The organism is Mycobacterium mantenii (genome assembly GCF_001667865.1).
Classification (GTDB): Bacteria; Actinomycetota; Actinomycetes; order Mycobacteriales; family Mycobacteriaceae; genus Mycobacterium; species Mycobacterium mantenii_A.
This window is the reverse complement of the sequence record NZ_LZJP01000008.1, coordinates 35166-52493: the sequence shown is the minus strand read 5'-3', so window position 1 is coordinate 52493 and position 17328 is coordinate 35166. Positions and strand designations below refer to the sequence as shown.

18 protein-coding genes are annotated in these 17328 nt (G+C 68.7%); 6 read left to right on the top strand and 12 right to left on the bottom strand.

Annotated elements, in window-relative coordinates:
• Window positions 1-91 precede the first annotated feature (91 nt).
• The 5 genes from A5688_RS00735 to A5688_RS00715 are packed head-to-tail and all read left to right on the top strand — an operon-like array spanning window position 92 to window position 3724.
• On the top strand, window positions 92-703 hold the full coding sequence (locus tag A5688_RS00735; protein ID WP_067914911.1) for a DUF4178 domain-containing protein: 612 nt from the start codon (window positions 92-94) through the stop codon (window positions 701-703).
• A 17-nt stretch (window positions 704-720) separates the two neighbouring features.
• The gene (locus A5688_RS00730; RefSeq protein ID WP_067827704.1) at window positions 721-1236 is read left to right on the top strand and encodes a DUF2617 family protein; all 516 of its coding nucleotides are present in this window, start codon (window positions 721-723) and stop codon (window positions 1234-1236) included.
• Window positions 1233-1664, top strand: a complete 432-nt coding sequence (locus tag A5688_RS00725) for a DUF4247 domain-containing protein (protein WP_067827933.1) — start codon at window positions 1233-1235, stop codon at window positions 1662-1664. Before A5688_RS00730 ends, A5688_RS00725 begins: the two co-directional genes overlap by 4 nt.
• 27 nt (window positions 1665-1691) lie before the next feature.
• The gene (locus A5688_RS00720; protein ID WP_067827702.1) at window positions 1692-2147 is read left to right on the top strand and encodes a DUF350 domain-containing protein; all 456 of its coding nucleotides are present in this window, start codon (window positions 1692-1694) and stop codon (window positions 2145-2147) included.
• Complete coding sequence (locus A5688_RS00715; protein ID WP_067914909.1) at window positions 2144-3724, top strand: polyamine aminopropyltransferase; 1581 nt, start codon at window positions 2144-2146, stop codon at window positions 3722-3724. Before A5688_RS00720 ends, A5688_RS00715 begins: the two co-directional genes overlap by 4 nt.
• Here the strand turns inward: A5688_RS00715 and A5688_RS00710 are convergent, their stop codons facing one another.
• The 10 genes from A5688_RS00710 to thrS all read right to left on the bottom strand — a co-directional run bounded on the left by A5688_RS00710 (window position 3725) and on the right by thrS (window position 13527).
• Window positions 3725-4480, bottom strand: a complete 756-nt coding sequence (locus A5688_RS00710; protein WP_067827696.1) for a YebC/PmpR family DNA-binding transcriptional regulator — start codon at window positions 4478-4480, stop codon at window positions 3725-3727.
• A gap of 220 nt (window positions 4481-4700) precedes the next feature.
• A complete protein-coding gene (gene pdxT, locus A5688_RS00705) occupies window positions 4701-5291 on the bottom strand; it encodes a pyridoxal 5'-phosphate synthase glutaminase subunit PdxT (RefSeq protein ID WP_067827693.1) in 591 nt (196 codons plus the stop codon).
• Window positions 5288-6133 carry an acyl-CoA thioesterase II gene (tesB, locus tag A5688_RS00700; RefSeq protein WP_067914908.1) on the bottom strand — a complete coding sequence of 282 codons (846 nt, stop codon included), beginning with the start codon at window positions 6131-6133 and terminating at the stop codon, window positions 5288-5290. The genes pdxT and tesB overlap by 4 nt, the downstream gene beginning before the upstream one ends.
• Before the next feature lie 9 nt (window positions 6134-6142).
• Window positions 6143-7048, bottom strand: a complete 906-nt coding sequence (gene pdxS / locus A5688_RS00695) for a pyridoxal 5'-phosphate synthase lyase subunit PdxS (protein WP_067827688.1) — start codon at window positions 7046-7048, stop codon at window positions 6143-6145.
• A 70-nt stretch (window positions 7049-7118) separates the two neighbouring features.
• Window positions 7119-8153 (bottom strand): NUDIX hydrolase, encoded by a 1035-nt coding sequence (locus tag A5688_RS00690; RefSeq protein ID WP_067827686.1) that lies wholly within the window; start codon window positions 8151-8153, stop codon window positions 7119-7121.
• The gene (locus A5688_RS00685) at window positions 8153-9277 is read right to left on the bottom strand and encodes a glycosyltransferase family 4 protein (RefSeq protein WP_067827682.1); all 1125 of its coding nucleotides are present in this window, start codon (window positions 9275-9277) and stop codon (window positions 8153-8155) included. The genes A5688_RS00690 and A5688_RS00685 overlap by 1 nt, the downstream gene beginning before the upstream one ends.
• On the bottom strand, window positions 9277-10251 hold the full coding sequence (locus A5688_RS00680; RefSeq protein ID WP_242660418.1) for a phosphatidylinositol mannoside acyltransferase: 975 nt from the start codon (window positions 10249-10251) through the stop codon (window positions 9277-9279). The genes A5688_RS00685 and A5688_RS00680 overlap by 1 nt, the downstream gene beginning before the upstream one ends.
• Window positions 10248-10889 (bottom strand): phosphatidylinositol phosphate synthase, encoded by a 642-nt coding sequence (gene pgsA / locus A5688_RS00675; protein ID WP_067914905.1) that lies wholly within the window; start codon window positions 10887-10889, stop codon window positions 10248-10250. Before pgsA ends, A5688_RS00680 begins: the two co-directional genes overlap by 4 nt.
• A complete protein-coding gene (locus A5688_RS00670; RefSeq protein ID WP_067827673.1) occupies window positions 10886-11470 on the bottom strand; it encodes an HIT family protein in 585 nt (194 codons plus the stop codon). Before A5688_RS00670 ends, pgsA begins: the two co-directional genes overlap by 4 nt.
• Before the next feature lie 2 nt (window positions 11471-11472).
• Window positions 11473-13527 carry a threonine--tRNA ligase gene (gene thrS, locus A5688_RS00665; protein WP_067914922.1) on the bottom strand — a complete coding sequence of 685 codons (2055 nt, stop codon included), beginning with the start codon at window positions 13525-13527 and terminating at the stop codon, window positions 11473-11475.
• A 98-nt stretch (window positions 13528-13625) separates the two neighbouring features.
• Here thrS and A5688_RS00660 point away from each other — a divergent pair, with 98 nt between their 5' ends.
• Window positions 13626-15335, top strand: a complete 1710-nt coding sequence (locus tag A5688_RS00660; RefSeq protein WP_242660420.1) for a Na+/H+ antiporter — start codon at window positions 13626-13628, stop codon at window positions 15333-15335.
• Between the two features lie 22 nt (window positions 15336-15357).
• On the opposite strand, the gene A5688_RS00655 is transcribed toward A5688_RS00660, so the two are convergent.
• Together A5688_RS00655 and A5688_RS00650 are read right to left on the bottom strand one after the other, a co-directional pair.
• Window positions 15358-16614 carry an amidohydrolase gene (locus tag A5688_RS00655; RefSeq protein WP_067914903.1) on the bottom strand — a complete coding sequence of 419 codons (1257 nt, stop codon included), beginning with the start codon at window positions 16612-16614 and terminating at the stop codon, window positions 15358-15360.
• Window positions 16604-17296 (bottom strand): trimeric intracellular cation channel family protein, encoded by a 693-nt coding sequence (locus A5688_RS00650; protein ID WP_067914901.1) that lies wholly within the window; start codon window positions 17294-17296, stop codon window positions 16604-16606. The genes A5688_RS00655 and A5688_RS00650 overlap by 11 nt, the downstream gene beginning before the upstream one ends.
• Between the last annotated feature and the right edge of the window lie 32 nt (window positions 17297-17328).

The following is a 17328-nucleotide window of genomic DNA, read 5'->3' as shown; positions in this document are numbered from 1 at the left end:
CCCGGGGGTGACGTTACGGCGCCGAACCCGCGGAAAAGCTGTTAGCTTTAGCCCACGTTCGCTCAAGCAATGTGGCAACGGAAGGGTTGGCGTGGGATCTCTGCTGCTCATCATCGCCGTGGCGCTCTTCATCGCATCCATCGTGGTGCTGGTGGTGGCTTTGCGGCGGCCCAAGAAACCGGCCCAGCAAGGCCGACGCCCGGATCCCCTGGCGTCCGACGCGATGCCGCAGTTCGGACCGCGCCAGCTCGGCCCCGGCGCCGTCGTCAGCTACGGCGGCGTCGACTACATCGTGCGCGGGTCGGTCACCTACCGCGAGGGCCCGTTCGTGTGGTGGGAGCACCTGCTGGAAGGCGGCGACCAGCCGATCTGGTTCAGCGTCGAGGAGGACGACGGGCGGCTCGAACTCGCGATGTGGGTCACCCGCAAGGACGTGCCGCTGCGGCCCGGCGACCCCTACGTCGTCGACGGCGTGATGTTCCACGAGTCCGAACGCGGCCGGGCCTCCTACACGACCGAAGGTGCCACCGGCCTGCCCGCCGGCGGCGAGATGGAATTCGTCGACTGCACCAACGCCGACGAGTCGGTGCTGCTCTCGTTCGAGCGCTGGGCACCCGACATGCCCTGGGAGGTGTCGACGGGCAAGTCCGTGTCGCCCGGCGAGATCACCGTGTACGCGGCGCCCCCGCCCGCCTCGGCCTAGGGCACGAGGTCTGCTCGGTGCCCCTTCATCAGCTCGCCGTGACCCCGGCGGACGTATCCGGCGAACGGCTGGGACTGGCGCTCAACGCGCCCCTACCCGCTCCGCTGGCCAGCTGCCGGCTGGCTCACCCCGGCGGTGGCGCCGCGCTCCTGCTCGGGGTGCTCGGCGCCTCACACGTCGTCGCGGTCGAGCACGCGGCGGGCCAATTCTCCGAGGAAATCTCCTGCACCGCACGCACTCTCGGGGCCGACCTGCCCGAGCGCACCGACGCGCCCGGCTACCGCCTGCAATCTTGTACCGACACCCACGACGAGGCGAGCTTTCGTCGCCTCGCGCGGGACCTGCGCGACCGCTGCGCCAGCGGGGCGGGCTGGCTGGGCGGAACGTTCCCCGGCGATGACGCCGCGCTGACCGCGCTGGCCGCCGAACCCGACGGCGCCGGCTGGCGCTGGCAGACCTGGCATCTCTATCCGAACCGTCCCGCCGGCAACGGCGGAACGGTGGTGCACACGACCAGCCGGTGGCGCCCGTGAGCCGCAATCGCCTGTTCGTGATCGCCGGCGTGCTGGGCCTGGCCGGGGTGACGTGTCTGATCTTCGGAATCATCTTGCTGCAGAAGAACATTGCGTCGTATGTCGCCGGGCACTATCACGAATACGCCCGCGACGTGAACGGGACCCGTTACCAGTGCAGCGGGTCCCCCGAACAGGTGGCCGACACCCTGGCCGACTACCAGGAACCCGACGCGCGAGCCGACAACGACAAAACCGAGTACCTGCGCTACAACAACAACATCGTGATCGTCGGCCCCGACGGCAACTACCCGTGCAGCATCCGCGTCGAACCGCTGAGCGCCGGATACAGCCACGGCGCCTTCATCTTCCTGGGCCCCGGATTTTCCCCCGGATCCCCCTCGGGCGGCGCCGGTGGCACCCCCGGCGGCCCCGGCGGAACCAAGTGACGGCACCCCACCGCAAAGGAGAGCACCATGTACCTCGCCGTCGAGATCGGCACCGTCGACCTCAATCCCGTGCTGAAAGGCGCGGTCGCGACGATCCTGTACTTCGTGGTCGGCATGGCCGTGCTGCTCGTCGGGTTCTACGCGGTCGACGTGCTGACCCCGGGAAAGCTGCGCCAGTTGGTGTTCATCGACCGCCGACCGAACGCCGTCGTGGTGGCGGGTGCGATGTACATCGCCCTGACCGTCGTCATCATCACCGCCATCACCAACAGCTATAGCCAGCTGGGCCAGGGCCTCGTCGGCGTGGCGGTCTACGGCCTGATGGGGGTCATCCTGCTGGGCATCGCGCTGTTGACCATGCATCTGCTGATACCGGGCAGTTTCCACGAGCACATCGACGAGCCGGAGCTGCATCCGGGATCGTTCGCGGTAGCGCTGATACTGCTCGCCGTCGGAGGGGTGACCGCCGCGGCGGTGTCATGAGCACGGTCGAGGTGCGGACGCCCGCCCCGACGCCGCCCGCGGCGTCGTCGGGGCGGTGGCGGGCGGTGTTGCTGGCCGCCGTGGCGGCGTGCGCGGCGTGCGGCATCATCTACGAACTCGCGCTGCTGACGCTGTCGGCCAGTCTCGACGGCGGCGGGATCGTCGCCACCTCCCTGATCGTCGCGGGCTACATCGCCGCGCTGGGCGTGGGTGCCCTGCTGGTCAAACCGCTGCTGGCGCACGCCGCGATCACCTTCATCGCCGTCGAGGCGCTGCTGGGCATCATCGGTGGGCTCTCGGCGGCGGCGCTGTACGTGGTGTTCGCCTTTGTGGACGGGTCGACGTGGGTGCTGGCGGTGAGCACGGCGCTGATCGGTGGCCTGGTCGGCGCCGAGGTGCCGCTGTTGATGACGCTGCTGCACCGGGGCAAGATGGGCCCCGACGCAGACCCGGGGGCCGACGCCGGCCGCACCCTGGCCAACCTGAACGCCGCGGACTACCTGGGCGCGTTGCTCGGCGGGCTGGTCTGGCCGTTCCTGCTGCTGCCGCAGCTGGGCATGATTCGCGGCGCGGCGGCCACCGGCATGATCAACCTCGCGGCGGCGGCCGTCGTGGCCGTTTTCCTGTTGCGCCAAGTGGTTTCGACGCGACAGTTGCTGCTGGCGCTGTGCGCGCTGACCGCCGCGGCGGGCCTGCTCGCCACCCTGCTGCTGCGTTCGGCCGACATCGAAACAACAAGCAGGCAAAGGCTTTACGCCGACCCGATCATCGCCTACCGGCACACGGCGTATCAGGAGATCGTGGTGACCCGCCGCGGCGACGACACCCGGCTCTACCTCGACGGCGGCCTGCAGTTCTCCACCCGCGACGAATACCGCTACACCGAGAGCCTCGTCTACCCCGCCCTCGGCAACGGCGCTCACTCGGTGCTGGTGCTCGGCGGCGGCGACGGCCTGGCGGCGCGCGAATTGCTGCGTCAGCCAAGCATTTCCAAGATCGTGCAGGTCGAGCTCGACCCCGCCGTGATCGACATCGCACGCACCACGCTGCGCAACGCGAACGGCGGTTCGCTGGACAACCCGCGGGTGTCCGTGCTGACCGAGGACGCGATGAACTGGTTGCGCCGGCCCGATGTGGATCGCTTCGACGCGGTCATCGTCGACCTTCCCGACCCCGACACCCCCGTGCTGGGCCGGCTGTACTCGACGGAGTTCTATGCGCTCATCGCCCGGGCGCTGACCCCCGGTGGGCTGATGGTGGTGCAGGCGGGCAGTCCCTACTCCACCCCGACGGCGTATTGGCGGACCGTCTCGTCGATCCGCGCCGCGGGCTACGCGGTCACGCCGTATCACGTGCACGTGCCCACGTTTGGCGACTGGGGGTTCGCCCTGGCGCAGCGCGCCGGCGCCGCGCCCACACCGAAGGTGCCCGCCAACGCGCCCCCGCTGCGCTACCTCAGCCAGCAGGTGCTCGACGCCGCCGCGGTGTTCTCCGGTGACATCGCGCCGCGCGCGGTGGAGCCGTCGACCCTGGACCATCCGCGCATCGTCGAGGACATGCGGCGCGGGTACGAGTAGCTACTCGTCGTCGAGAGCGGCCAGCACCTCGTCGGACAGGTCGACGTTGGTCCAGACGTTCTGCACGTCGTCGCTGTCCTCGAGGGCGTCGACGAGCTTGAACACCTTGCGCGCGCCGTCGACGTCGACGGGCACGCTGACCGACGGCTGGAAGCTGGCCTCGGCCGATTCGTAGTCGATGCCGGCGTCCTGCAGCGCGGTGCGCACCGCCACCAGGTCGGTCGGCTCGGAGATGATCTCGAAGCTGTCGCCGAGGTCGTTGACGTCCTCGGCCCCCGCCTCGAGCACCGCCGTCAGCACGTCGTCCTCGGTCAGGCCGTTCTTCTCGAGGGTGACGACGCCCTTGCGGGTGAACAGGTAGGACACCGATCCGGGATCGGCCATGTTGCCGCCGTTGCGGGTCACCGCCACCCGGACCTCGCCGGCCGCGCGGTTGCGGTTGTCGGTGAGGCACTCGATCAGCACCGCCACGCCGTTGGGCCCGTAGCCCTCGTACATGATCGTCTGGTAGTCGGCGCCACCGGCTTCCTCGCCCGCACCCCGCTTGCGGGCGCGCTCGATGTTGTCGTTGGGCACCGAGGTCTTCTTCGCCTTCTGGATGGCGTCGTACAGCGTCGGGTTGCCCGCCGGGTCACCGCCGCCGGTGCGGGCGGCGACCTCGATGTTCTTGATCAGCCGGGCGAACTCCTTGCCGCGGCGCGCGTCTTTGACGGCCTTCTGGTGTTTGGTGGTGGCCCACTTGGAATGGCCGCTCATCGGTGTCCTTATCTGAAAGTCTTCTTGTTTTTGTGGCCAGACGAGTCTACGTGGACGGTCGCGGTGGCTGGCCCGGCGTCTACCCAGCGGTCGCAGTGGCCCCAGGAGTCACGGCTGAATGGGGATATGCGCGCCCCGGAAAGCGATAGCGCATCCGCTAGCGCTTCGCGTACGCACACGCACCACCGGAGGGCGGCACATGTGACCACCCGTCGGGCGGTCAGCCGGTGACGAGGTCGACGAACAGGTGATGGATGCGCCGGTCGCCGGTCATCTCGGGGTGAAACGCGGTGGCCAGCTTGCGGCCTTGCCGCACCGCGACGACGTGCCCGGCCGCGGTGGCCAGCACTTCGACGCCGTCACCGGTGCGCTCGACCCAGGGTGCGCGGATGAACACCGCGCGCACCGGATCGCCCAGCCCCGTGAACGGAATGTCGCCCTCGAACGAGTCGACCTGCCGCCCAAAAGCGTTGCGGCGCACCGTCATATCGATCGCGCGCAGCGGCAGCGCCTCGCGCCCGCCCGCGCCGGCGTCGAGGATCTCGCTGGCCAGCAGGATCATGCCCGCGCACGCGCCGTAGGCGGGCAGCCCGTCGGCCAGCAGCCCCCGTAGCGGCTCCAGCAGGCCGAGGTCGAGCAGCAGGTGGCTCATGGTGGTCGATTCCCCACCGGGAATGACCAGGCCGTCGACCGACTCGAGCTCGCTGCGCCGGCGCACCGGCATCGACTCGGCCCCGGCCTCGCGCAGCGCGGACAGGTGTTCGCGGGTGTCGCCCTGCAGCGCCAGCACCCCGATCCGCGGGGCGCTCACTGGGTGGTCGGCTGGTATCCGCGCTTGAAGCGGGTCAGCCCCTCCTGCATGACCGCCGCGACCATCTCGCCCGACTGGGTGAAGATCTTGCCCTGGCACAGTGAACGGCCACTGCTGGCCGACGGCGAGGACTGGTCGTACAGCAGCCATTCGTCGGCCCGGAACGGGCGCATGAACCACATGGCGTGGTCCAGCGACGCCACCTGCAGGTGCTCCCGCACGTCGAGATGGGTGACCTGGGCCGATCCCAGCAGGGTCAGGTCGCTCATGTAGGCCAGCGCGCAGATGTGCAGCACCGGGTCGTCGGGCAGCGGGTCGCGGTGGCGGAACCAAACCTGTTGCTGCGCGGCCTTGCCCGGCGAGAGCTGCAGCAGGTCGCGCGGCACGATGCAGACGTCCCACTCCTCGAACTGCTTGAAGCCGGCGTCGTCGAAGACCTTGATCGAGTCCAGCCCGGGCAGCCCGTCGGGCGGCGGCGCGGCCGGCATCACGTCCTGGTGATGGATGCCTTCCTGGTCGGTGTGAAAGGAGGCGCCCATGCTGAAGATGATTTCGCCGTGCTGGATCGCGTTGACCCGGCGAGTGGCGAACGAGCCGCCGTCGCGGGAGCGCTCGACGATGAACACCGTGCGCTCCTTGGCGTCCCCGGGCCGCAGGAAGTACCCGTGCAACGAGTGCACCTGGTACTGCGGGTCGACGGTGCGCACCGCGGACACCAGCGACTGCCCCGCCACGTGGCCACCGAACGTGCGCTGCAGGAAGCCCGATTCCGGGCTGAACACGCTGCCGCGATAGATGTTGACCTCGAGCTGCTCGAGATCGAGGATCTCTTGGATCGACACGGACTGTTTTTACCAGCCGCGCTCGGCCAGCCGATGGGGCTCCGCGATCTGCTCGACGTTGATGCCGACCATCGCCTCGCCCAGCCCGCGGGACACCTTGGCCAGCACGTCGGGGTCGTCGTAGAAGGTGGTCGCCTTGACGATCGCCGCGGCGCGCTGCGCGGGATCGCCGGATTTGAAGATGCCCGAGCCCACGAACACGCCCTCGGCCCCGAGCTGCATCATCATCGCCGCGTCCGCCGGGGTGGCGATGCCGCCCGCGGTGAACAGCGTGACCGGCAGCTTGCCCGCCCGTGCCACCTCGACGACCAGCTCGTAGGGGGCCTGCAATTCCTTTGCCGCGACGTACAACTCATCCTCGGACAGCGATGTCAGGCGCCGGATCTCGCCGCCGATGGCCCGCATGTGGGTGGTCGCGTTGGACACGTCACCGGTGCCGGCTTCGCCCTTGGAGCGGATCATGGCCGCGCCCTCGTTGATGCGCCGCAGCGCCTCGCCGAGGTTGGTCGCCCCGCACACGAACGGCACGGTGAACTTCCACTTGTCGATGTGGTGGGTGTAGTCGGCGGGGGTGAGCACCTCGGACTCGTCGACGTAGTCCACGCCGAGGCTCTGCAGGATCTGCGCCTCGACGAAGTGGCCGATGCGTGCCTTGGCCATCACCGGGATGGTGACGGCGGCGATGATGCCCTCGATCATGTCGGGGTCGCTCATCCGCGACACCCCGCCCTGGGCGCGGATGTCGGCGGGCACCCGCTCCAGCGCCATCACGGCGACGGCGCCGGCGGCCTCGGCGATCTTGGCCTGCTCGGGGGTGACGACGTCCATGATGACGCCGCCCTTGAGCATCTCGGCCATGCCGCGTTTGACGCGCGCCGTTCCGGTTCGCCCGTTGTTGGGGTGGGCGGTAGTCACTGCATGATCTCCTTCAACCGTTGTCGACCCAGTCTAATGAGGCGCTTTGGCCCGCGTTGACACCGCGGAGTCAGCGGATGGACAGCAGCGGCCCGGGGGTGCGGCCGCCGGCCAGCGCCGCCGCTTCGGTGAGCAGTCCGGATAGCTGCATGGGGTATACCGTCTCCCCCGCCGCGACCAGCGCGGCGATGTCGGCAGCGTCACACCAGCGGTGGCCGTGGATGTAGCTGTGTTCCAGTTCGGTTCGGCCGGTGCGCGACGGCTCGAATCGGTGGGTGCGGTAGACGAAGTAGAACTCCTCGCTGTCGATCAGCGAGCCGTTGAACTCGAAGACCTCGTCGCGCCGCCACACCGGCCCGACCATGTCGGCCGGCGCGGCCCGCAGGCCCGTTTCCTCGGCCAGCTCCCGCGCGGCGGCCTCGGCCAGCCGCTCCCCCTGCTGGACTTCGCCGCCCACCGTGAACCACCACTTGGGCGCGTGCCGCTCGGCGAGCGCGGGATCCGAACCGCACAACAGCAGCACCGCGCCGGTGTCGTCGAGCAGCACGATGCGCGCCGAGGTGCGGTGGTTGAGGAGGCCTTCAAAACGTGCGTCGCCGTGGGCCAGCGCGTGCGGCCGCTCGACGATCTCGAAATAGCTGGGCAACGCGGCGGTCCCGCCCAGGTGGAACAGCCGCACCAGGGGCCGTTCGGCCAGCGCCAGGGTGTCCCGGACGGCATCGTTGTGGAAGCGACGGGCCAGCACCACCCGGGCCTCGGCGTCGGCCAGCTCGGCGATCAGCCCGGCCGGCAGCGAAGCCGGATCAACGATCGCCAGCGCGGCCGACAGCTCGTTCTCGGCGTTCTCCCGCGCGGGCCGCGCCGCCCCCTCCGCCGCGTCGGCCAGCGCCGCCAGCCGCCGCCCCTCGGACGCGCCGCCGTAGGCGTCGATGGCGACGGCGCGCGCCACCACCGCGCGCCGTGCCAGCGCGCCGTCGAGCGCCTGCCACGACAGGTCGTAGCGGACGTGCAGCCGGTCCAGCCGGTTGGCCGTCCGGTAAGCCCAGGCGCCGAAGACCGCCAGCACCGCGACGAAGACCGCGATGGCGACGATCAGCCATGTCATCAACTGGCCACCTCAACCTTGGCGCCCGAAGCGGCGACCGTCTCGTACACCCGCATGATCTGGCTGGCCACCACTGACCAGTCGTAGCGCTGGACGGCTGCCGAGCCGGCCGTTATGTAACGCTCCCGCAGCACATCATCCTCCAGCACCGCGATCAGCGCATCGGCGAGCGCGTCGCCGTCGCCGACGGGCACCAGGCAGCCCACGTCGCCGCCCTGCAGCACGCGCCGAAAGGCGTCCAGGTCGCTGGCCACCACCGGGGTGCCGGCGGCCAGCGCCTCGACCAGGACGATGCCGAAACTCTCCCCGCCGAGGTTGGGTGCGCAATACACGTCGGCGCTGCGCATGGCCGACGCCTTGCCCGCGTCGTCGACCTGACCCAGGAAGCGGATGTGGTCCACCAATTCGCCTGCCTGGGCCCGCAATTGGTCCTCGTCGCCGCGCCCGACGATCAGCAGCTGCACGTCGGCGAAACGCTCGACCAACCCGGGGAGCGCATCGAGCAGCACCGACATGCCCTTGCGCGGCTCGTCGTAGCGGCCCAGGAACAACACCGTCTTGCCGGCGCGCGGGTAGCCGTCCAGGCGCGCCGCCGAGGCGAAGGAGGCCACGTCGACGCCGTTGGGTATCTCCACCGCGTCGGTGCCCAGCGCCTCCATCTGCCAGCGGCGGGCCAGATCGGAGACCGCGATCCGGCCGACGATCTTCTCGTGCATCGGGCGCAGGATGCCCTGAAACACCGTCAGCGTCAGCGATTTGGTGGTCGACGTGTGAAACGTGGCGACGATCGGACCCTCGGCGATGTTCAGCGCCAGCATGGACAGGCTCGGCGCGTTGGGCTCGTGCAGGTGCAGCACGTCGAAATCGCCTTCGGCGAGCCACTTTTTCACCTTGCGGTGGGTCGCGGGCCCGAACCGCAGCCGGGCCACCGACCCGTTGTAGGGAATCGGGACGGCCTTGCCCGCCGAGACGACGTAGTCGGGCAGCGACGCGTGCGGCGACGACGGTGCGAGCACGCTGACCTCGTGCCCGCGGCCCCGCATCACCTCGGCCAGCTGCAGGACGTGCGACTGAACCCCGCCCGGAACGTCGAACGAGTAGGGACAGACCATCCCGATCCGCATCAGGTTTCCTTCAGCCGGGCCTGCTTGGCTTCGGGAAGGTCGGCCAGCCACTGCGGCTGCAGCATGTGCCAGTCCTGGGGGTAGGTGGCGATGTTCTTCTCGAACTGATCGGCCATCGCCTGGGTGATGGCTTTGACGTCGCCGCCGGTGCAATCCAGGGGCGGGTGGATGGACACCCCCCAGCCCGGGCCGTCGAACCAGCAGTGTGCCGGCAGCAGGTCGGCCCCGGTCGCGATCGCGAGCTTCGCCGGCCCGGCCGGCATCCGGGTGGGCTCACCGAAGAAGTCGACCTGCACGCCGGTGCGGGTGAGGTCGCGCTCGGCCATCAGGCACACCACCCGGTTGTCGCGCAGCCGATCGCACAGCACGTCGAACGGCGACCGTTCTCCCCCGGACAGCGGCAGCACCTCGAAGCCGAGGCGTTCGCGGTAGGCGATGAAGCGCCGGTACAGCGATTCGGGTTTGAGCCGCTCGGCGACGGTGGTGAACGTGCCGTGCGTCTGCGCCAGCCACACCCCGGCCATGTCCCAGTTGCCGCTGTGCGGCAACGCGATCACCGCGCCGCGGCCGCCGGCCAGCGCCGCCTCGATGTGGTCCCGGCCCAGGACGGAGTCGTGCAGCTCGCGGCCCAGCTCGCGCAGGTCCATGCCCGGAAGCCGGAACGCCTCGCGCCAATAGCGGGCGTAGGAGGCCAGCGAGGCACGCATCAGCGAGTCCGGCACGTCCCCGGGCGACACCCCGACGACGCGGGCCAGGTTCTTGCGCAGCTGGTCGGGGCCGCCGCCGCGGGCCGCGTACCGCGCCCCGGCCTCAAAGGCGTTGCGCGCGGCGAACTCCGGCATCGCCCGCACCGCCATCCAGCCGGACGCATAGGCCCAGTCGGCGTTTATTCCACCGGTCAGCCGGCCCACCAGCCGGCTCGCCAGCCGGCGTTGTGCCCCAATCACTTTCATGCCCGGCGGAGTGGGAATCACGGCTGGCCCATCAGCCGGTCGGTCGCCCCCGGCGAGGTGCGCACCGTGTGCAACCGCTGCGCGCAGGTGACCAGGCTCGCCACCGCCAGCACCCACATCGCGACCGGCAGCGCGGGCGGCCAGGCAACATAGGGAAAGTCCGACACGCCAGCGCCCACCAGCACGATGATCAACCGTTCCGGCCGTTCGATCAAGCCGCCATCGCCGCGCAGCCCGCTGGCTTCGGCGCGCGCCTTGATGTAGGAGATCACCTGCGAGGTGACCAGGCAGATCAGCGTGGCTACCACCAGCAGCGTGTCGTGCAGGCCGAAGGCGATCCACCACAGCAGCCCGCAGAACACCGCGCCGTCGCTGACCCGGTCACAGGTCGCGTCCAGCACCGCGCCGAACCGGGTGCCGCCGCCCCGTTCCCGGGCCATCGCCCCGTCAAGCATGTCGAACAGGACGAAGAACCAGACCACGCAGCCACCCGCGAACAGCTTGCCCATCGGGAACAGCGTCAGCGCCCCCGCCACAGATCCGGTGGTGCCCACGATGGTGACGACGTCGGGGGTCAAACCCATCCGCAGGCATGCCCTTGCGGTCGGAGTGGTCAGCCGCGCGAACGCCGCCCGGGAAAGGAACGGCATTTTGCTCATGGTTGTTTCGTCCACTCCGTGGCCAGCAGCTGACGCGTCTCGCGCAGCAGTTGCGGGATCACCTTGGACCCGCCGACGATGGTGATGAAATTCGCATCGCCACCCCAGCGCGGCACCACGTGCACATGCAGGTGTTCGGCCAGTGACCCGCCGGCCGACGTCCCCAGGTTCAGGCCGACGTTGAAGCCGTGCGGCCGCGACACGTTCTTGATGACGCGAATTGCCTTCTGGATGAAGGACATCAGCTCCGCGCTCTCCGGGTCGGTCAGGTCCTCGAGCTCGGAGACCCGCCGGTAGGGCACCACCATCAGGTGTCCGGGGTTGTACGGGTAGAGGTTGAGCACGGCGTAGACCAGCTCGCCGCGGGCGACCACCAGGCCGTCCTCGTCGGACAGGTGCGGAATGTCGCTGAACGGCTGCTCGGTCTTGCCTGAAGAGTTGGGGTCGCGCTTCAGCGGCGCTTCGGCCAGATAGGTCATCCGGTACGGAGTCCACAACCGCTGCAGGTGATCTCGCTCGCCGACACCCCTGTCCAGGATGGTGTCGTCGGCACCCTGCTCCACGGGCTCGCGATCAGTCACAGTCACTCACCACTCGACACTTTCACGAGATCGGCCGTGGGCACGGAATTCTCGCGATCGGCGATCCACTTCACGATCGCCTCGACCGCGTTGTCGCGGGGCACGCCGTTGATCTGGGTGCGGTCACCGAATCGGAAGCTCACGGCCCCGGCCTGCACGTCGCGGTCACCGGCCAGCAACATGAACGGCACCCGCAGGTTCGTTTGATTCACGATCTTCTTGGCCATCCGGTCATCGCTGGCGTCGACCTCGACCCGCACGCCGTGTGACTTCAGCTGTGCGGCAATGCTTTCCAGGTATTCCACGTGCTCGTCGGCGACCGGGATGCCCACCGCCTGCACCGGCGCCAGCCAGGCCGGGAAGGCCCCCGCGTAGTGCTCGGTGAGGATGCCGAAGAACCGCTCGATCGAGCCGAACAGCGCCCGGTGGATGAGCACCGGCCGCTGCCGGGATCCGTCGGACGCGGTGTATTCCAGTTCGAATCGGTCCGGCATGTTGAAGTCGATCTGCAGCGTCGACATCTGCCAGCTGCGGCCCAGCGCGTCCTTGACCTGCACCGAGATCTTCGGTCCGTAGAACGCCGCGCCGCCCGGGTCGGGAACGAGCTGCAGGCCCGAGGCCTCACCGACCTCGCGCAGGATCTCGGTGGCTTCCTCCCACACCTCGTCGGAGCCCACCGACTTCTCCGGGTCCTTGGTGGACAGCTCCAGGTAGTAGTCGTTGAGGCCGTAGTCGGCCAGCAGGTCGAGTACGAAGCGCAGCACCGAGGTCAGCTCGTCGCGCATCTGCTCGCGGGTGCAGTAGATGTGCGCGTCGTCCTGCGTCATCCCGCGCACCCGGGTCAGGCCGTGGATCACGCCGGACTTCTCGTAGCGGTAGACGCTGCCGAATTCGAAGAGCCGCAACGGAAGTTCGCGATAGGAGCGCCCGCGGGACCGGTAGATCAGGTGGTGCATCGGGCAGTTCATCGGCTTGAGGTAGTAGTCCTGGCCGGGCTTGCGTACCGTGCCGTCCGGGTTGAACTCGGCGTCGAGATGCATCGGCGGGTACATCCCCTCGGCGTACCACTCCAGGTGCCCCGACGTGACGTAGAGCTGCTCCTTGGTGATGTGCGGGGTGTTGACGAACTCGTAGCCCGCCTGCTCGTGCTTGCGGCGCGAGTACTCCTCCAGCTCCCGGCGGATGATGCCGCCCCTGGGGTGGAAAACCGCCAGCCCCGAACCGATTTCGTCGGGGAAGCTGAACAGGTCCAGCTCCACGCCCAGCTTGCGGTGGTCGCGGCGCTGGGCCTCGGCGATCAGCTCCAGGTGCTTGTCCAGCGCCTCCTGCGTCTCCCACGCGGTGCCGTAGATGCGCTGCAGGCTGGCGTTGCGCTGATCGCCCCGCCAGTACGCCGCCGAGCTGCGGGTCAGCTTGAACGCCGGGATGTGCTTGGTGGTGGGGATGTGCGGACCGCGACACAGGTCGCCCCAAACCCGTTCGCGGGAACGGGGATTGAGGTTGTCGTACGCCGTGAGCTCGTCGCCGCCGACCTCCATGATGTCGGGGTCGCCGGATTTGTCGTCGACCAGTTCGAGCTTGTAGGGCTCGTCGGCCAGCTCGGTGCGTGCCTGGTCCTTGGACTCGTAGACACGCCGCTCGAACAGCTGGCCCTCCTTGATGATCTGGCGCATCCGCTTCTCCAGCGCCGCCAGGTCTTCGGGGGTGAACGGTTCGGCCACGTCGAAGTCGTAGTAGAAGCCGTCGGTGATCGGGGGCCCGATGCCCAGCTTGGCGTCCGGGAAGAGGTCCTGCACGGCCTGCGCCAACACGTGCGCGGCCGAATGCCGGATGACGCTGCGGCCCTCGTCGGTGTTGGCGGCCACGGGAACGACGTCGGTGTCGGTGTCGGGTGTCCAGCTCAGGTCGCGCAACTTTCCCGAGTCGTCGCGCACCACCACGACGGCCTCGGGCGCGCCCCGGCGCGGCAGCCCGGCTTCGCCGACCGCGGCGGCCGCGGTGGTCCCGGCAGGCACCCGGATCGGGGCTGCTGGGGCAGGCTGTGCGGGGACGGTCATCGCGGCGGTCTCCAAGGCTCGGTGGGTCGACGACCATGCTATCGGGGCGGTTCGAAGCCGAGCAGGGCCGTCGAGCGGGCGCCCACCTGTCCGGCAGGATGGGTCCTATGGGGGCGCAGACGGCTTTGATGTTGCTGCTCGGCGCCATCACGGCCATCGTGCTGGTCAATTGGATCAGCGAACGCACCGGATTGCCCAGTGCGACGCTTCTGGTTCTGGTCGGCATCGGTTATGCGCTGGTGCCTGGGCCGAACATCAGCCTCGAGCCCGACGTGGTGATGACCTGCGTATTGCCGCCGCTGCTCTTCAACGCGGCGCTGGAATCCTCACTGGTCGGCATACGCCGCAATCTGCGCACCGTCATCAGCCTGTCGGTGGTCCTCGTTCTGCTCACCGCGGCCGCCGTCAGCGTCGCATTCGGCCTGCTCGTCAGCGGTGCGACGCTCGCGGTGGGCCTGGTGCTCGGTGCCGCGGTGGCGCCGACCGATCCGGTGGCCGCGCTCGCTGTCGCCCGCAAGGAAGGCCTCCCGCTCAACATCGTCACCCTGATCGAGGGCGAAGGACTGCTCAACGACGCGACCGCGCTGACCACGCTCTCAATCGCCATCACGGTGGCGCGCGGTGGAGCGTTCTCGGCTCCGGCGGCGATCCGGCAGTTCGCGCTGGCGGCGGTGGGCGGGCTCCTGGTGGGTGTGGTGTTCGCATTCTGCCGGCGTCTCCTTCGCCGTTGGCGACAAGACGTGCTGACGGCCAATGCGATCTCGCTGGCCACACCGTTTGTCACCTATCTGGTGGCCGAGGAGCTCTCCGCCTCCGGCGTGCTGGCGGTCGTGGTGTGTGGCTTGATCGTCGGCCACGACTCGCCCCGGCTGGAATCGGGGGCGAACCGATTGCAGACCAGGGCCGTCTGGCGGCTGGTCAACTTCCTGCTCGAAGGCCTGGTGTTCTTGCTGATCGGCCATCAGCTGCCGGCCATTCTCGACGACCTGGGCGGCTATCAACTGTCGACAATCATCCTGGCGGTCAGCGTCACCGTCGCGGTGGTTCTCTTGGTGCGGCCGCTGTGGCTGCTGGTCACCCAGTCACTTCCGCGGCCGCTGCACACCCGCCTGGGCGATGTCTCCGGGTCCGCGGCGAACGAAACAGCCGAAGCAGACGCGGGCCGGCGGCCCGGCCGCAACTCCGAGCGCCTCAGTGGCCGCGAAGTCCTCGTGCTGAGCTGGGCCGGCACCCGGGGCGTGGTCAGCCTCGCCGCGATTTTCGCAGTTCCGTTCGTGACCGACAGCCACGCACCGTTTCCCGACCGGGACCTGTTGCTGTTCTGCACCTTGGTGGTGGTGCTGGTGACGTTGATCGGCCAGGGCATCACGTTCGGTCCGCTGGTGCGTGCGCTGGGTCTGCGCGCCAACACCGTGGACGAAGTACGCCTGCGTAATCGGGCTCGCACGGCCGCGGTTCAGGCGGCGCTCGACAGGCTCGACGAGTTGGATCAACAGGGTCGTGATGACGTCGATCATCGGGCAATCGACGGAGTGCGAAGGCAGTTGTCCGCCCGACTTGAACGATATCTACGTCGCCTCGATCTGCTCTCGGATTCCGGTGAGCTCGCCCGCTCCCCTGAGTACGAGGCCGCAGTCGGAATACGGCGGGCGGCCATCGATGCGCAACGCGACGAACTCGTGCGCTGGCGTGATGCAGGCATGCTGCCCGACCAGAGCCTTCGCGTGCTCGAACGCGAACTCGACCACGAGGAGGAAACGCTGCCGTTGGGGACACCTCGACCACGCCGAGGTCATCAAAAGTATTGATTTCCAACATATTTGGTGCCGATTAGCGTCGTGCCAGCCAGGCCAGCGCGGCCACGGCCAACGCCTGGGTGCCGGTGTCGAGAGTGGGTTGGATGACGGGGGCGAACGTCCGCGAGTGGTTGACGGAAATGTCCTCGCTGACGCGGCCCGCCGCGGCGGCCGCCTGGTAGGTGTCGGGATCGATCCCGCCGATACCCCAATAGCTGTAAGGCGTAGTGAGGGCGTTGGGGATGTCGCTGAAGTCCTCGCTAGCGGTCTGCGGCGGCAGGTCGCATGCCCGGTCGCCGAAGTAGTCGTCGAACGCGGCGCGCACCCGTCCGGTGACCGTTGGGTCGTTGTTGGTCGCCGGATAGTGGTCGAAGAGCTCGAATTGCGGGTCTTTCGGGGAGTTCGAGGCTTGGCATTCGGCGGTGACGATGCGCCGGATCGCATCCAGGATCCGGTTGCGGGTCTGCCCGCTATAAGTGCGCAGATTCAGTTCCAGCACCGCACGGTCGCCGATGACGTTGCTCTTGGTACCCGACTCGATCCGGCCGATGGTCAGCACCGCGGGATCGGTCGGTGCGACCTCACGGGCGACGACGGTCTGCAGCCGGATCACGATCATGGCGGCGAGCACGACGGGATCGACGGTCGCCTGGGGCATCGAGCCGTGTCCGCCGCGGCCGTACACGGTGATCCGCATGCTGTCGGCGGTCGTCAGGACTGGACCGGGTTGCGTGGCCACCTGACCCGCCGGAAACGGAAGAACATGTTGGGCCAGTGCGACATCGACGTGACCTACCAGCGTCGCCAGGCCGTCCTCGACCATGCGCCGCGCGCCGTCACCGACTTCCTCGGCGGGCTGGAACAACGCGATCACCGTGCCGTGCCAATGCCCCGGTGCCGCGGCCAGCAGCGAGGCCGCGCCGAGCAGACAGGTGACGTGGACATCGTGCCCGCAGGCGTGCATCACCGGCACTTCGTTGCCGTCTTTATCGGTGGCGATGACGGCGCTGGCGTACGCCAGGCCGGTGTCTTCGGCCACCGGCAGCGCGTCCATGTCGGCACGCAGCAGCACGGTTGGGCCCTCGCCGTTGCGCAGCATCCCCACGACGCCGGTGCCCCCGACGCCCTCGTGCACGTCGTAGCCGAGGCCGCGGAGCCGTTGGGCCACTGCCGCAGCGGTCTTGTGTTCTTGATGGGACAGTTCGGGGTGCTGGTGCAGGTTGCGATAAAAGTCCTGCTGCCAGCCACGGACGTCGGCCAGGCCTGCGAGTACCGCCGAGTCAGTGTCCATCTTCCACATCTTTTCTGTTGCGACGATGTACTACGAAACGCCCTGTGGCATAACATTTTCCAGCGGGAGGCAACATCCAGCCACGTCGCTGCGAAAGCCAGCACAACACCATTCCGGTCAGCGCTCCACCCAAAAGCCCTGGGGTTGGGTGGTTTTGGTAATTGAAGAGCACCAACACACCGCTGGCGGCGAGCGCGCAAGTGGCGTACAACGTGTTGCCGCCGAAGATGCCCGGCACCCGTCGCATCACGATGTCGCGCGTGGCGCCCCCACCGACCGCCGAGATCGTGCCCAGTAGCAGCGCGGCCAACCAGCCGAGCCCCACGGCAAGCGTCTTGTGCGCACCGGTTGCGGCCCAGCAGCCCAGTGCCAGCGCATCGACGATCGGCCACACCCCGTTCCACAATCGGCCTTCAATCCGGAACACGAACGCGATCCCCGCGCCCGCCAATGCGGTCAGCAGGTAGGCGTAGTCGGTGAGCGCGATGGGGGTGCCGTGCTGGAGCAGGGTGTCGCGGATGATGCCGCCGCCCAGGCCGGACAGCACAGCGAGCGCGGCGAAGCCGACGAAATCCAGTTTCGCCTTGCGGGCGACCACGCCGCCCAACAGCGCATTGCCGAACACGCCGGTCAGGTCTACCGCACGGAATAAGTCCGTCATAGTCAGCTCGGCGATCACCACACCGACCGGGGTACCCACTCGGGGAACGTGCC